Source organism: Atopobium deltae (genome assembly GCF_001552785.1).
In the GTDB taxonomy this organism is placed as follows: Bacteria; Actinomycetota; Coriobacteriia; order Coriobacteriales; family Atopobiaceae; genus Atopobium; species Atopobium deltae.
In genome coordinates, this window is record NZ_KQ959516.1 from 118,082 (window position 1) to 134,670 (window position 16,589).

The 16,589-nt window shown below is 53.1% G+C and carries 10 protein-coding genes; 7 read left to right on the forward strand and 3 right to left on the reverse strand.

Annotated features, from left to right (window positions below; translation table 11 throughout):
- Positions 1-7 precede the first annotated feature (7 nt).
- On the reverse strand, positions 8-250 hold the full coding sequence (locus HMPREF3192_RS05740; protein ID WP_066306322.1) for a glutaredoxin family protein: 243 nt from the start codon (positions 248-250) through the stop codon (positions 8-10).
- 203 nt (positions 251-453) lie between these two features.
- On the reverse strand, positions 454-933 hold the full coding sequence (locus HMPREF3192_RS05745; protein ID WP_066306324.1) for an S-ribosylhomocysteine lyase: 480 nt from the start codon (positions 931-933) through the stop codon (positions 454-456).
- A gap of 72 nt (positions 934-1,005) precedes the next feature.
- On the opposite strand from HMPREF3192_RS05745, the gene HMPREF3192_RS05750 reads away from it, so the two are divergent.
- The 3 genes from HMPREF3192_RS05750 to HMPREF3192_RS05760 are packed head-to-tail and all read left to right on the forward strand — an operon-like array spanning position 1,006 to position 6,607.
- Positions 1,006-3,744, forward strand: a complete 2,739-nt coding sequence (locus HMPREF3192_RS05750; protein WP_082715685.1) for a DEAD/DEAH box helicase — start codon at positions 1,006-1,008, stop codon at positions 3,742-3,744.
- A gap of 26 nt (positions 3,745-3,770) precedes the next feature.
- On the forward strand, positions 3,771-4,358 hold the full coding sequence (yihA, locus tag HMPREF3192_RS05755) for a ribosome biogenesis GTP-binding protein YihA/YsxC (RefSeq protein WP_066306330.1): 588 nt from the start codon (positions 3,771-3,773) through the stop codon (positions 4,356-4,358).
- 5 nt (positions 4,359-4,363) lie between these two features.
- A complete protein-coding gene (locus tag HMPREF3192_RS05760; RefSeq protein ID WP_082715686.1) occupies positions 4,364-6,607 on the forward strand; it encodes a HelD family protein in 2,244 nt (747 codons plus the stop codon).
- A gap of 124 nt (positions 6,608-6,731) precedes the next feature.
- On the opposite strand, the gene nifJ is transcribed toward HMPREF3192_RS05760, so the two are convergent.
- Positions 6,732-10,271 (reverse strand): pyruvate:ferredoxin (flavodoxin) oxidoreductase, encoded by a 3,540-nt coding sequence (nifJ, locus tag HMPREF3192_RS05765; RefSeq protein WP_066306332.1) that lies wholly within the window; start codon positions 10,269-10,271, stop codon positions 6,732-6,734.
- A gap of 326 nt (positions 10,272-10,597) precedes the next feature.
- On the opposite strand from nifJ, the gene HMPREF3192_RS05770 reads away from it, so the two are divergent.
- The 4 genes from HMPREF3192_RS05770 (at position 10,598) to HMPREF3192_RS05785 (ending at position 16,527) form a co-directional block, all read left to right on the forward strand.
- On the forward strand, positions 10,598-11,377 hold the full coding sequence (locus tag HMPREF3192_RS05770) for a response regulator transcription factor (RefSeq protein ID WP_082715687.1): 780 nt from the start codon (positions 10,598-10,600) through the stop codon (positions 11,375-11,377).
- Positions 11,377-12,501 (forward strand): sensor histidine kinase, encoded by a 1,125-nt coding sequence (locus HMPREF3192_RS05775; RefSeq protein ID WP_066306334.1) that lies wholly within the window; start codon positions 11,377-11,379, stop codon positions 12,499-12,501. Before HMPREF3192_RS05770 ends, HMPREF3192_RS05775 begins: the two co-directional genes overlap by 1 nt.
- 199 nt (positions 12,502-12,700) lie before the next feature.
- Complete coding sequence (locus HMPREF3192_RS05780) at positions 12,701-13,396, forward strand: ABC transporter ATP-binding protein (protein ID WP_066306336.1); 696 nt, start codon at positions 12,701-12,703, stop codon at positions 13,394-13,396.
- A gap of 5 nt (positions 13,397-13,401) precedes the next feature.
- Positions 13,402-16,527 (forward strand): ABC transporter permease, encoded by a 3,126-nt coding sequence (locus tag HMPREF3192_RS05785; RefSeq protein WP_066306338.1) that lies wholly within the window; start codon positions 13,402-13,404, stop codon positions 16,525-16,527.
- Positions 16,528-16,589 lie beyond the last annotated feature (62 nt).

Below are 16,589 nucleotides of genomic sequence, written 5' to 3' on the forward strand. Positions count from 1 at the left end.
ACATCCACTACGCAAAGGCGCGATCGAGATACTGAATAATGTCGTCAGATTCATACAGCGGCTCGCCATCAATAAACAGGCATGGAACCTGCGACTTGCCGCCCTTCTCGGCCAAAAACCGTGCATCGGTTTCGGATTCGCTGACATTATGCAGCTCAATATGCATGTTATGCTGCTCGATAAAACGCAGTACTTTGACACAATACGGGCAAGTTGGACGATGATACAGTTGTAAATCTTGCGTAGGCATATGACCCACCTCTCGCTTTATCTGGCGTTTCTCTCGCTCTTTGGCGTTTATCTCGATCTTCGATTTATACGCTTACTTACACTCATACCCAAAATGTGAGTGTTGATAGCTCACAACACAGTGCGGTACAAAACACATTGTGGTGGCACGACAACGCACTTGACTCACGTGATGCAGCAGCGACACTAACTTCAATAGTACTGTTAATAGTGCAAGTGCTTCTCTTCAATTCCGTATAAGGTATCGTCTAAGTACTTTTTGGCGCGGAATTGCGCCATCGAGAGGTTTTGATCGAGGTAGTTTCCGCATTCTGCCGCCGCAGCACCAGGAACCGCTCCCTCATAATCGCGGATAAACTCAAAAAGGCGAATGACCAGATCCAGTACATCGCGTGATGTATAGTTACCAAAAACAACGAGGTAATAGCCCGTGCGGCAACCCATGGGGCCAAAGTAGACCACGCGACTTGCCCACTGCGAATCATTACGCAAAAACGTGGCGCCCATGTGCTCGATGGTATGCAGCTCAGCGGTGTTAATAACGGGTTCGCAGTTGGGCGCTGTCATACGCAGGTCAAAGGTGGTAACACAAGCCTTGGTATCAGGATCAATATCTGTGCGAGACAGGTACACGCCAGGTTCGAGGCGCAAATGATCCACGGTAAAACTTGCAATTTTTTCCATCATGCACTCCTTTGGTGGGATGTTCATCCTTTGGTAGGATACATACATACTACTATACGAAAGGCAGCTCCCATGGCAATCACAGATGCAGCCGATACCAGCGACAATGCCGCCAAAACAACGGCTGAGGCAGATGCTGACGAGAAGACCTGCGCTTCTGCACCCGTCGGCGCCAACGATACCGAACACGACGCCGACGATACCGCGAGTCTTGGTGCAAAAATCCCTTGGCCCGATGACGAAACCTTTGCCAATATCGATCCCGAAGAAGCGCTGGACTTGTATCTCGAGTGGGTGCACGAACAGGATCTTGAACCGTGGGATCATCAGCTCGACGCCCTTCTCAGTATTGCCGCGGGTGATCACGTCATTTTGGGCACCCCCACGGGCTCAGGAAAATCGCTGGTCGCCATGGGCATGTGCTTTATGGCGGTTTGCACCGATCGCCGCGCCTACTACACTGCCCCTATCAAAGCTTTGGTATCCGAGAAGTTCTTCGCCTTGTGTGATGTCTTTGGCAAAGACAACATAGGCATGATTACGGGTGACGTCGTCATTAATTCCGAAGCACCCATCATTTGCTGCACCGCCGAAATTCTCGCCCAAGATGCCTTACGCTTTGGTGAAGCCGCCGACATTGGTTGCGTCGTCATGGATGAGTTCCATTATTACGGCGATCCCGAACGCGGCTGGGCGTGGCAGATTCCGCTACTCGCACTCACCAAGGCTCAATTTTTGCTCATGAGCGCTACGCTTGGCGACGTAAACGATCTGGCGTATTCGCTCGAGGAGCATACGCATCGCAGCTGTGATTGCATTTTAGATGCGCCGCGACCCGTGCCGCTGTCCTATGAGTTTGTCGAAACACCGCTCGAGGCCACCGTTGAGCTGGCATTGCGTAACGGCGATGCCCCTTTGTATATTGTGCATTTTTCTCAGGCCGCAGCCGTCAAAAGCGCGCAGGCGCTGGCAAGCTACGGCGTTTCGGACAAGCCTCAACGTGAGCGCATCAAGGCCCACATTCGAAACACGAACTTCAGCACGGCCTTCGGCAAAACCCTCAAGCGCCTGCTGCTCATGGGCGTGGGCGTCCATCATGCAGGCATGCTCCCCCGCTATCGCCGTCTGGTCGAGCGCCTGGCGCAAAAGGGACTGATTCCCGTCATCTGCGGAACCGATACCCTTGGCGTAGGCATTAACGTGCCCATTCATACCGTTTTGATCACGCAGCTCGCCAAGTTTGATGGCAAGCGTCAGCGCCGTTTAAACGCTCGAGAGTTTCATCAGATTGCAGGTCGTGCGGGACGTGCTGGTTTTGACACCGAAGGTCGCGTCATCGTGCAGGCAACGGAGTATGACATCGAGCGCGCAACCGCTGCGCGTAAAGCGGCAGGCGACCCCAAAAAGCTTCGCAAAATAAAAACGTCAACGCCGCCCAAGGGCTTTGTGAGCTGGAATAAAACGCACTTCGACCAGCTCATTGCTGCCACCCCAGAAGCACTCAAGCCCCGCATGATCATCACGAATGCCATGATTTTGGCGGAGGTGCAGCAAGGCGGCGATGCCTGGACGCGCACGCACGAACTCATTGACGTTTCGGCCCAGACGGATGAGCAAAAGCAGCGTCTGCACGCACGCATTGACGAAATTTTTGCGACGCTGCTTGATGCGAAGCTCATCGGTGTCGAGCCGCTTGACGCTGTCGAGAAGACCGGCGAGGCCGCAATCGACGACGCTGCGTCCACACACGCCCTTATCGGCCCCGCGAACTACACACTGCATACCGAACTACCCGAGAATTTCTTGCTCTCGCAGCCACTCTCGATATTTTTACTTGCAGCGATTGAGCTACTCGACCCCGAAAGCCCTAGCTACGCGCTCGATCTTATCTCCATGGTTGAGGCCACGCTCGAAAACCCGACACAAATTTTGATCGCGCAAGAAAAAGAAGCGCGCTCGCAGGCCATCGAGACGCTCAAAGCGCAGGGCGTCGATTTTGACGAGCGCATGGAGCTTATCCAGGACATCACGTATGAACAGCCACTCAAGGAGCTGCTCGACCAAGCCTTCGCGAGCTACTGCGAAAAGGTGCCCTGGGCTGCGGATTATAAGCTCGAGCCTAAAAGCATCATGCGCGAAATGGTCGAGACGGCCAGCGACTTTAAGACCTTCATCAGCACGCACAAACTGGCGCGCGCAGAAGGCATTTTGCTGCGCTATTTGAGTGATGTATACCGCACGCTGGCTCACACCATTCCGCCGTCGTTTTATGACGAACGCCTCAACGACATCATGAGCTGGCTGAGCATCGTTGTGCGCACGACCGACTCCAGCCTGCTTGACGAGTGGTCTGGTGACGCATCCAGCATTTGGGCAGATGGTTCACTTGCCGCACCCGCCGATCGCAATGCAGTGGTTGCCGATCGCCACGGCGTTTACCTGCTCGTACGCAATGCGCTGTTTGCGCGCGTGCGTTTGGCGGCACGCCGCCAGATCGCCAAGCTCGGCGAGCTCGATTACGAGTGGGGTTGGCGCGAAGTGATCTGGCAGCAGGCACTTGACAGCTACTACGACAGCTACGACGAGATTTTGCTCGATGGCGATGCGCGCTCGAACGTGTTTTTGGAGATCGATGACGCTGACGAACAGACGCAGCATCTGTGGCATGTGCACCAAATTTTTAGCGATCCCGAAGGCAATCGCGACTTTGGCATTTGGGCAGATGTGGATCTTGATAAAACACAAGAAGAAGGCTCTGCCGTATTTTGCAATTATCGTGTAGGCTTTTATGAGAATACCTGCGTGCAGTAACGCGACACATACCTAAGGATTACGCTATGGCGATTAACTATCAACATGCCCGTTATGAAGCCTCGTTTGGCACGGTGGCGCAACTCCCCGAGTCAACCATGCCCGAGGTGAGCTTTGCGGGACGCTCAAACGTCGGAAAGTCTTCCTTGTTGAACTGTCTTTTTGGAAGAAAGGCCCTTGCTCGCGTGTCTTCTCAACCAGGCAAGACCGCTAACATCAACTTCTTTGAGGCCGACGGAGTTCGCTTTGTTGATTTACCTGGCTATGGCTTTGCAAAAGTGGGCAAGCAGGAGCGGCAGCGCTGGGCCGATCTTATCGACGGGTATTTTAGGCAAAATCGTAGCTTTAACCTTGTGATTTGCCTGGTCGACATTCGTCATGAGGCACAAAAGCTTGACCTACACATGCTGGAGTTTTTACGAGGGGAGCAAATTCCCTTTATCGTAGCGCTGACCAAGGCCGATAAACTCAGCAAAAGCAAGCAACAAAGTCAGGCGGCGCTGTTGGCAAAACAGTTTGGTATTGATCCTCTTGCGTTTGTTGTGACGTCCTCGCAAACGGGGCAGGGGCTTGATACGCTTAAACAGTTTATTGAGGACGCCTGCGAGGAGTAGTACGTATGACGGACATCAAAACAAACGCCACAAGCACAAATGTCACAAACGCCACCAATGGCATCACGGCCAGCGACACCACCAAGTCCGACAACGCCACCACCGTCGCCAACGACGATTTGTTTGCCGAGAATACCGACAAAGATCCACGTAACGACGAGGTCTTTGCCGCTGAGCAAGCGCATCTCACCAAGACGTACCAAACCTTGGTAGAGCTTCACGAGCAGCTGAATGAAGAGCTCGAAAAGAACCACAAAATCGCAGCTCAAGACCTGCGTGACCTATCAAGTGAAGTGCGCCTTGACTTTGGTGGTGCCGACGAAACGATGGAGACCCTCGCAGCGATCGAAACTCTCAATGCTGTTATCGACGCTTACAATCAGTACCACGATTTTTCTGTCGATAAACTCCGTCGCATTTTACTCGCACTGCAAAAGCCCTATTTTGCTATGGTGCAGCTGGAAATGCGCCCAGAGCAGCCGCCTCGCACGCTCTACATTGGTGGCGCGGGCATAACCGACAGTGCCCGACGTCCGCTTATTATTGATTGGCGCAGCCCCGTTGCCGAAACCTATTACAACCAGCAAATGGGTCCGACCTCCTACGTCGTCAATGGCAAGACACGAAATGTGACCCTCACCCTGCGACGCCAATATGACATCGTGCGCGATACGCTACTTAACTATTTCGACACGAGCGTCGCAATTCAAGACAGCATGCTTTTGAATACACTCAAGAAGCATCGTTCCGAAAAACTGCAGGCCATTACCGCAACCATTCAGCGCGAACAAAATAAGGTGGTGCGCCATGAAGACGTGCCCGTTCTTTTGGTGGATGGCATCGCAGGATCGGGAAAGACTTCGGTGCTGCTGCAACGCATTGCCTATCTTTTTTATAACGAGCGCGAAACGCTGCGCCCCGAGCAGGTGTTTCTCTTCACGCCTAATCACATTTTTCAAAACTATATCGACCAGGTACTTCCCTCTTTGGGCGAGTCCAATCCACATATTTTCACCTGGAAAGATTTCATAGCTGATCTTGGTTTATCGCAAAGAGACTCAGGTATTGACGGCGACGTGCAGCGCCTAAAAGCGCTGGAGCAAGCACTCCCCCAGCTTCGCTTTGAAGAAGCTGACTTTAAGGACTTGCGCGCGGGTGGCATGACCATCCTCAAGGCAAAATCTGTCGCTTCAGCAGTGGCCAAATTCTCGCAATTTTTGCCTGGCCCCAAGCTCTGTACCCTTGTCAAAGAAGAGTTGCACGATCGTGCTGATAAACGCCTGAGAAGCCTCGCAAAGGATCCCGACATACACGAAAAGATTATGTCGTTCGATCTTGAAGAGCAGGTCGAGCTCTTTGGCGAAACGATTAATCCCACCAATGACGAGGAGCTTCTCGCCATAGCAAAACGCTACGTGGACCAAAACTTTGGTAGCGTGCACGACGAGATCGATAAAAGCGCCTGGCTCAAGATCGATCGCATAGGCATGCGCCTGCTGAACACCGATCACTTGAGCGCCGCCGAATGGCTATATCTGATGCTGTTGCTGACGGGCAGCTATGCCAAAGATGCACGTTACGTTCTTATCGACGAGGTGCAGGATTATACGCAGGTGCAGCTCATGATTCTTGCGCTGTATTTCAAGCGTGCGCACTTCATGCTACTCGGTGACCAGCAACAGGCCATTTTCCCCAACGGCGCTGATTTTGCAACGCTTACGTCCATTTTTGAGCGCAGCCATGGCTCTATCGAGAAGATCGAGCTCACGACAAGTTATCGCTCTTCGCCAGAGATTACACAGTTGTTTGCCACTTTGTTGAGCCCCGATCAGCAACGCCACCTGAGCTCCGTCCACCGCCGCGGAGAACAACCTGTCATTGCATCTTACGACAACGACGAGGACTACCTAACTGCACTGCGGACAGCCGTACACAAAGCTTCTGAGCAAGAAGGACTGACGGCCATCATATGTGCGCATGCCAACCGCGTCCACTGGCTTAAAAAACAGCTAGATGATGAGGTTGTGGTCGTCAAACACAATACGAAGTTGCCCACGCAAGGCGTGGTGCTTATCACCTTACCCCTTGCAAAAGGCCTCGAATTTGATGGCGTCATTATTCCTGATGCACAGGCGGCTCAGTACGATACTTCCGAACTTTCGCATAAAAGGCTGTATACCGCAATAAGCCGCGCTATGCATCACATTACAATTCTGGCACAGGGTCCGCTGACCGAACTTCTTGGCTAGCAGCCTTCTTGCCGTGCGACCTTCTCACCCGAACATCAAAAGCCTCTTGGAGCTGACAAGCAGCTTCAAGAGGCTTTTACATACGCAAATTTAAGCGCTTACTAGTTGTGGCCAGCGCTAGCCGCTACAGATCGGCGTACAATTCCTTGAGTTTGACCAGGTAGTTGTAGCGATCCATGGCCGCTTGCTCATTGGCGGCAAAGAGCTCTTCGGCGCGGTCGGGGAACTCGCGTGTGAGGCGCGCATAACGAGCCTCGTTCATGAGGAAGTCACGGTAACCCTCTTTTGGCGCCTTCGAGTCAAGGGTAAACTTCTTACCTTTCGCAGCGTCGGGATTAAACCTAAAGAGATTCCAGTAGCCACACTCAACAGCCTTCTTCATCTCTTCCTGAGAGTACTGCATACCGCCGCCTTTAATGGAGTGCATCTCGCAGGTGCTGTACCCAATGATCAGAGAAGGTCCATCGTAGGCTTCGGCCTCGGTAATGGCCTTGAGGGTTTGCGCCTGGTTGGCGCCCATAGCCACTTGTGCCACGTAAATATAACCGTAATTGATAGCCAACTCGGCAAGAGACTTCTTCTTGACATCCTTACCAGCTGCAGCAAATTGTGCCACCTGTCCGAGGTTGGATGCCTTCGACGCCTGGCCACCCGTGTTGGAATAGACCTCGGTATCAAAGACAAAGACATTGACGTTACGACCCGACGCAAGCACGTGGTCCAAGCCACCAAAGCCGATGTCGTAAGCCCAACCGTCACCACCGAAGATCCAGAAGGATTTCTTCGAGAGGAAGGCCTTATCGGCAAGAATTGCTTGCGCTTCTTTGGAGTTATTCAGGCGTAACTGTTCGATATAGGCAGCCGACACATCCTGTGAGCGACCTGCATCGTTGCGAGTATCAAGCCACTCTTGCGCCGCTGTTCTGAAGTCGTCAGATACGGCATCAGAAGCCATGAGCTGTTTGGTTGCTTCAACCAGGCGGTTTTGCTGTGCCTCGTAACCAACTTCAAAGCCCATGCCATGCTCAGCATTGTCCTCGAACAGCGAGTTGTTCCACGCGGGGCCAAAGCCGCAGGCCGTGGTCGTAAAGGGCGAGGTCGCCGCGGGGTTGCCCCAAATGGACGAGCAGCCCGTTGCATTGGATATGTACATGCGATCGCCAAAGAGCTGCGTAATCAGGCGCGCATAGCTCGTCTGGACACAGCCAGCGCAGGAACCCGAGAACTCAAGCAGTGGTTTGTGGAACTGCGATCCCCTGACATTTTTAGAAGTGAAGAGTTCGTCTTTTTGTGTGACTTTCTCGACCGCAAAGTCCCACACCTCTTGCTCTTGTTGCTCTTGCGTTGCGGGTGTCATCTCGAGGGCATGAGCAGGGCAAATGTTAGCGCAGTTGTGGCAGCCCATACAATCGAGCGGGCTTATCGAAATGGCGAATTTATAGCCTGTGTTCTTGGGAACCTTCAGATCGAGCATGCGCATTTGTTCGGGAGCGAGCGCGACCTCGTCCTCGTTTAAGACGAAGGGGCGAATCGTCGCGTGCGGGCAGACGTACGAGCACTGGTTGCACTGGATGCACTTGGTCTCGTCCCAATGTGGCACCATAACAGCGGTACCGCGCTTCTCGTATTGGGAAGCACCCAGCTCCCACTGACCATCAACATGCTTCGAAAAGGCCGAGACGGGCAGCGAATCGCCTTCCATAAGGTTGATGGGAATGAGCAATTTTTTGACTTGCTCGACAATGGCGGCGCGACCCTTAAGAGTCAGGCGCGTGGGTTCATCTTGCGCGTTTGCCCAGCTTTCGGAAACCTCAAATTTACGGAAGGCGGTAGCGCCAGCGTCGATGGCTTTCCAGTTGGCCTCAACAATGGCCTGGCCTTTTTTAGCGTAGCTCTTCTGAGCGGCATCTTTTAGATACTTCAAAGCCTCGTCAACGGGCAGCACATGCGCAAGAGCAAAGAATGCGGACTGCAGCACCGTGTTAGTGCGCTTGCCCATGCCCACCTTTGCCGCCAGATCAATAGCGTCGATCAAATAAATTGAGATGTTATTCTGCGCTGCATAGCGCTTAGCGTTAACAGGAAAATGCTTGTCGAATTCTTCGTCCGTCCATTGGCAATTGACCAGGAAGATACCGCCAGGCTTGACATCCCGCAGCATTTTGAAGCCCTTCAGAATGTAGCTCGGATTATGGCAGGCGACGAAGTCTGCTTTGGTGACGTAGTACGTCGAGCGGATGGGCTTATCGCCAAAGCGAAGGTGCGAAATGGTGACGCCACCCGTCTTTTTGGAGTCGTACTGGAAGTAGGCCTGCACGTATTTGTCGGTGTGGTCGCCGATGATCTTAATGGAGTTCTTATTGGCACCAACAGTACCGTCGCCGCCAAGGCCCCAGAACTTGCACTCGATGGTGCCAGGAGCAGCGGTGTTGGGCGCATCAGGATCCATGGGCAGCGACAGATGCGTAACATCGTCAACAATACCAATGGTAAATTCGCGCTTCGGCTCGTCCTTTTTGAGCTCCTCGAACACCGAGAAAGCTGCCGCAGGAGGCTCGTCCTTCGAGCCCAAGCCGTAGCGGCCACCGATGGCCTGAATATCCGTGCGACCCGACTCAAAGAGCGCCGACAACACATCCTGATACAAAGGCTCACCAATGGCGCCTGGCTCCTTGGTGCGGTCGAGCACGGCCACCTTTTTGACCGATGCGGGAAGCGCTGCCACAAAATCCTTCACGGACCAAGGGCGATACAGACGCACCTTGACAAGACCGACCTTCTCGCCATGCGCATTAAGCCAGTCGATAACCTCTTCAAGAGTGTCGCAGAACGAGCCCATACAGACAACCACGCGGTCAGCGTCGGGCGCGCCATAGTAATCAAACAGGTGATAATTCGTATGCAAATGCGCGTTGATTTTATCCATATACTGCTGCACAAGCGCAGGTAAATCAGCATAAATGCTATTGCATGCTTCACGGTGTTGGAAGAAAATGTCGCTATTTTCATGCGCGCCACGGGCTGCAGGATGCTCTGGATTGAGCGCGTGATCGCGAAACGCCTGGACGGTATCCATGTCGATAAGTTCGGCGAGCTCGTCAAAATCCCAGCGCGCGATCTTTTGAATCTCGTGCGAAGTTCTAAAGCCATCGAAGAAGTTGAGGAACGGAACCTTGCCAGCAATCGCGCACAAGTGTGCCACAGGCGACAGATCCATAACCTCTTGCACGGTGCCCTCACACAGAATGGCAAACCCTGTTTGTCGAGTGGCCATAACGTCGGAATGGTCGCCAAAAATGTTTAAGGCGTGCGTTGCGACGGCACGGGCACTCACATGAAAAACAGCTGGTAGACCTTCTGCGGCGATTTTATACATATTGGGGATCATGAGGAGAAGACCCTGGGAAGCGGTATAGGTTGTCGTCAAGGCGCCAGCGCCAAGTGCGCCATGTACCATACCTGCGGCGCCTGCCTCGGATTGCATTTCTACAACCTTAACGGGCGTGCCAAAAATATTTTTTAAGCCATGTGCTGCCCACTGATCGACATGATCAGCCATGGGGCTTGATGGAGTAATCGGGTAAATACCCGCGACCTCCGTAAATGCATACGAAACCCAGGCAGCGGCTTCGTTGCCGTCCATGGATTTATACGTTCTTGCCATTTCCTCTCCTTTTGACGCACAGTTGCGCCGCGCGTGCGTTGTTACTCGCTGCGCGTACGTGCAAAAATGCTGCTCCTCCACGTGCGGCAAGCGCACGTACAGCACTTATTTGATCTGTGTTCCCTCCTTGTAAAAACACAGTCACTCCTTTACGTAATCATACTCCAAGCACTACGCTAAATACCCAAGCCTCGTTAAAAAATGCCCATATTTGCCAACGGCTAAACCTGTTTTATTGGTCGAAATCTGTTTTATCTGTCTTTTGCTATACACTAAAGGAAGTGACTAGAGGAAGCGGAATCGTTCAGAGAAGTCGGAGTCGCACCATGAAAGCACATATATTGTTGGTCGAAGACGATAATGACATCGTGCACAGCCTTTCTGAACTCTTGCAGCGCGAGGGCATGCAGGTCACAAGCTCCGCGACGCAAAATGATGCCATTCGCCTTGCCTACGATGCGAACTACCACTTTGACCTGGTGCTGTTGGATATCAGTCTTGCGCAAGGCAATGGTTTTGCCGCCTGCTCGGCTATCAAGGAGCAAAACCCTAAGCTGCCCATCGTATTTTTGACCGCTTCGAGCGACGAGTTTAATACCGTTGCAGGACTTGCCATGGGCGCAGACGACTACATTGCAAAACCCTTCCGACCCAAAGAACTTCTCGCCCGCATTCACGTCATCTTGCGCCGAAATCGTCCTAACACAGAATCAATACTGCAGCTCAAAGACGTTTTTATCGACCTTGCCAAGGCGCGCGTTACCAAAGCGGGCAAAGACATTGATCTTTCGGCCATCGAATATCGGCTGCTTTTGTGCCTTGCCTCAAAACCAGGTGCGCTGGTCACGCGCGAAGCCATGCGCGAGGCGCTGTGGGATGATGCGAACGCCTACGTGGGCGATAATACCATCTCGGTGTATATCAAACGCCTACGTCAAAAGCTTGAAGATAACCCCGCCGAGCCTGAACTCATTCTTACGGTGCGTGGGCGTGGTTACAAAACGCCAGCGCCCAGTAATGCTGGGGGCACTAACGCCAGCGGGGCCTTCTTCTCTCCCGAACGGAGTGACGCGCATCACAACGCTGGCAATGAGCGGAACGCCTAATGGAACTTTTTTTGCGCAACAGGTCTCTTAAGCTGCAGTTACTCTTCTCTTGCCTTGTGAGCTTAGCAGGCACATGGCTTGCTTGGGCCTATGCAGGCAGACGCGCTGGTCTTATCTGCGGGCTTATCTGCTTAGCGATAAGTGCCATTGGGCTTGCCCTTGCATGGTGGCGCTTGCAACGCATTAACCACCTGATCGAGCGGATTGACATGGCGCTGCACGATGAGGCTTCCCTGAATATGAACGATATGCACGAGGGTGAATTGTCGCTGCTTGCGCACCAAATCGATAAGACCTTCAACAAGCTCACTGTTGTCAATACAAAGCTGCTGCACGAGCGTCAATCGCTGGCTGATTCGCTGGCGGACATTTCTCATCAGTTGCGCACGCCCATGACCTCCCTCGGGCTCGAGCTGGAGCTTATGCGCAAAAGCAACGACACTGATGATCTGCGGCGGCGTGTGCGCCATAGCCAACAACTCGTTGATCGCATGCAGTGGCTGATCGAAAGCCTGCTGCGCCTTGCGCGCATTGATGCGGGTGTCATTACCTTGGCGCACAGCGATGTATCTGTCGAGAAACTCATGCGAGACGTGATTTTGCCCTTTGAAATCAGTCTTGATTTGCAAAACATTAGCCTCGAGCTTGATGTCGAAGAGGGCTTACACTTTAAGGGTGATGCCGCGTGGTCATGCGAAGCCCTGCGCAACATCCTGAAGAATTGCATTGAACATACCCCACCCCAGGGAACTATCACTATCAGCGCCAAGCAGGATCCCATAGCGTGTCGCATAAGCATTGTAGATACAGGGCCTGGTTTTACCTCCGAGGATCTGCCTCACATTTTTGAACGCTTTTATCGTGGGCGCAGCCATACTTCGACGGGCGCTGGATCTGGTGCAAACAGCTCCCCTAACGGCTCTTCTAGCGGCGATTCCAACACCTCCCCCAGCGCCTCCCCCGAAAGTCCCGTCAATCCAAGCGGTGTTGGCATTGGACTTTCGCTTGCACAAGCGCTGATTCATGCACAAGACGGCACCATTCGTGCATCCAACAGACGAGATGCGCAGGGTTCTGTGTGCGGCGCGCGCTTTGATGTTTCCTTTTATCGCAACGTCGTGTAGGCGTAATAAGCTATAAGTTATTGCAAAAGTGTCAGCCAAAACATTGCAAAAGTGTCAACCGCTACAGGTATATGACTAAATTGTCACACTGTTGTCACCTGCCAGACAGATACGGCTGTCACACTTATGGCTAGTTTAGGACAGCTATCTTGCCGCGAGCACAAGCACGCAAAAAGCAGCAGGCAATTTTGGAGGAGCAATGAGTTTTCTTCGTATCGAGCATCTCAGCAAAATCTATTGCAGTGATCAAAACAAGACGACAGCACTCAATGATGTGAGCTTCGAGATTCAACAGGGCGAGTTCGTTGCTATCATCGGCAGCTCGGGCTCGGGAAAGTCAACGCTCATGCACCTCATGGGCGGTGTCGACAGACCAACATCGGGAACCATTTACCTTAACGGAGAAGACATTTATGCGCGCACAGATGAACAGCTTGCTGTGTTTCGTCGCCGCGAGGTCGGGCTGGTATACCAGTTTTACAATCTGATTCCCGTGCTCACAGCGCTCGAAAACATTACCCTGCCCGTACGCCTCGATGGCCGCAAGGTTAATGAGCAGCGCCTCAAGACCTTGCTTTATGCGTTAAATCTCAACGGCTATGAGCATCACTTGCCCAACCAGCTTTCGGGAGGCCAGCAGCAGCGCGTTGCTATTGGTCGCGCACTGCTCAACGAGCCAGCGCTTGTGTTGGCCGACGAGCCCACTGGTAATCTCGATAGCAAAAATTCTGCCGAAATTATGCAGCTCCTTCGTGCGAGTAACCGCGAGCTCGACCAAACGCTGGTCATCATTACCCACGATGAGGACGTTGCGCTGATGGCTTCACGCGTTATTTCGCTTGAAGACGGGCGCATCGTATCCGACACGCGCGTGGGCGCCAAAGGCAGGATGTGATCCGCATGAAACGCAGTATTTTATGGCAATTCACCAAGCGGTCGCTCGCAAAAAATCGCACGCGCACCGTCGTTTCCATCATTGGTGTTGTGCTGTCGACCGCCCTTATCTGCGGAGTTTTTACCACCGTTTCGAGCGTGCACGGCGCGCTGCTCAACCGTTTGGTCGCCTTTGAAGGCAGCTGGCACGCCATGTCCTCGGACGTCAAACACGAGACTGTAAAGAAACTCATCGCAACACAGCAGGTGCACACCGCCGCTTCGTCAACCGAAGTCGCACGCGTCACCTTTGCGGCAAAAGGGCCCAACGACGAGGCGTTCGAAAACTTTACGATTCGAACTCTGCCGCAGGTTTTGAAAGGATCTCCGCAAGAGGCACGCAAGCTCACCACACAGCCAAGCATGACACAGGGCGCCTTCCCCACGGCAAAAAATCAGATTGCGCTGCCCGAAACCTGCCGCAATACGCGCTTTACCGACTCCAATGTTTATTCTGACGAGAAACTCGACGTAGGCAGCGTTATCCACCTTAAGGTGAACGGAAAAATACAAAACTGGGTCGTCAGCGGTTTTTATGATGCCATGAACCGCTTCTACGGCAATTCGTTGGTGGCGCATGACACAAACGGCTATCTCGCGCTTGCCGCCGCCGACGCTGCAAGCTACACCAATAGCAATCGTGGCATGGTTTGGTATCGTTTAGCTGGCTTTTCTCACCAGGATGGACTCGCATCGCATGTCGAGAATACCCTCGGCATGAAGCAGGTTCAAAATGAGTCGCTTGAAGCCGAGGGCGGCTCCGAGGGCAACGCTGGTACTGGATCCGAGGCCGCCACTGACTCCAGCACCACCGCTAAACCGAAACAGTTCGTCATTTTCCACCAGAATCTTATGCGTGATGAGGGCTTGCGCGGACGCTCTTCCAACTGGGACGCCTTGTGGAACATGGGTATCTTTTTGGCAATTATCATTAGCGTGGCTTCTATCGCACTTATCTACAATTCCTTTAGCATTTCGGTTGCCGAACGCAAAAAACAATTTGGTCTGTTAGCCTCGCTGGGTGCCTCGAAGGCGCAGATCCGCCGCATGGTCTATCTGGAAACACTCAGCATTGCTGTCATTGGCATTCCTGTGGGCATTATCTGCGGCATCGCAGGTGTAGCAGGAACGCTGTGGCTTGCACGCGATGGCTTTAGCGTCATCTTTGGCAAAACGGGCATGATAAGCCTTGCGATAAACCCCGTCGCGCTTATCACCACCGTAGGCTTTGAGCTGCTCGTACTCTTTATGAGTGCCACGATTCCTGCCTTGCGCGCGAGTCGCGTGAGCCCCATTGCAGCCATCAGACAAGCGCAAGACATTAAAATTGGTCGTCGCCTGAGCAAAAAGCTCATGCGTTTGACCAAGCGTGGAGCCGCGAGCGGCGCGGGCAACACCGCCACGACCGCCGCAGGCAACACCGACGCAACACCACGGCTCAGCTTGTCTGAGCGCCTCTTTGGGACCGAAGGCATGCTGAGCACACGCAATTTGTCTCGCGCAAGTTCGCGCGGACGCACGATCACCGCTTCACTTGCTGTCAGTGTGACGCTCATCGTTATAACGGGTGTCATTGCACAGATCTTCTTACCCTACGCGTTCGCAAAAAACGAAATGATTGTGCCCGATATTCTCGTCAGAGTGAATGGCGATGGACGCTACGATCCTGAAGAGCTCGCGCGCACGCTCGATAAAGCCGCAGCTCAGATCCCTGGTCTTAAGACTGCCGAGACAACCAGGCGCACGATTGCCACCCTTGTGCTGCAAAAGGACGCCCTCACAGAAACCATGCGCAACTACCTGACGCGACAGTATACAACGCAGCCTGGAAAGCCTAGTGAGCAAACTCTGTTGCAGGGTGTAACCGTCAAGAGCGACGGCAGCCGCGTGAAAGACACCTACAGCAGCTTTGCAGCCACCTCACAGCAGTGGAGCGCCATCTACAATGTGGTTGTTCCCAGTCAAGAAAGCTGGGAAAAACTCGCTGCGGCCTATGGTGTCGACCGCGATACGGGCATGTTACTATTTAACAAGCAACGGGTCGATGCGCAGCTGATGGGCAACGATGCCGCAGGTACAGACACTGCAGGCAGCTACGACACAAATCCCATAAAAACGAAGACTATCAAGCCTTTTACGAATGCGAAGGTGCTCGCGGGCGCGGCAACGCTTATCGGTCGTAAAAATGGCAGCGAGCCCTACGGCATGCCGCTGTTCGCGAATTTCGATAGCGCAGGCGAACTGGTGGTATTTGACGATGCTGCCAACGCTGCCGAGAAGGGCGGCACTGGCAAGAAGACCGACAAGCAAGAAACGTACATTCCGCTTTCGAGCATCGAGCAGCAGCTGGTGCGCCTGCCGCTGAAGAGCGCCGCACTGCTCGAGAAAAGCCCCACTGAGGCACCGTATATGTTTTCGTCGAACTTCTCGCCAGACAACTTTATGATCATGTCGCCTGCGTTGTACAAACGCTATGTTTCGTATTTTGATAAGCCATCCATCAACTACATGTTCACGATGCAGGGTGGCGCGGCCCAGACAACGCAAAGCGCCGCAAAGGCAACTGAACAACTGCGCGAAACCCTTAAACGACAAGGCTTTGCTTCGAACACCTTTGACATCCACGATTTTTCTACGGCGAGGCGCAATGATTTGCTCGTCGCGCAGACACTGTTGCTCTTTATGAGCCTGTTTGCAGGCATTATGCTGCTGATTTCGATGTCCAACGTCTTTAATACGCTGTGCAATAGCATGATTTTGCGCACGAGCGAGTTTGCCATTTTGCGCTCGGTTGGCATGAGCGAAAAGCAGTTTAGGCTCATGATCTTTTACGAATGCGCGCGCTACGCACTGCGCGGCCTTGCGTGGGGCAGCCTGATTTCGATGGGCGCCTACTGGCTGTTTTGGAAGAACGTCATCATGCGCTTCGACAGCGCTATCGTGGGCGAAAGGATGGCGTTTTCGATTCCGTGGATCTCGTTTATAAGCGCTGGAGTGTGCGTTATGGTTGTGCTAGCGATCAGCGTTCTGTACGCCCTGCACAAAACAAAGGCGCGCAACATTGTTGAGGTGCTCAGGAACGAAGCAATTTAGTGCGCTTGTAATGGTATAGTATTTTTGTAATACTTTTGCTTCCCTTACAAGCTGAAACCCTA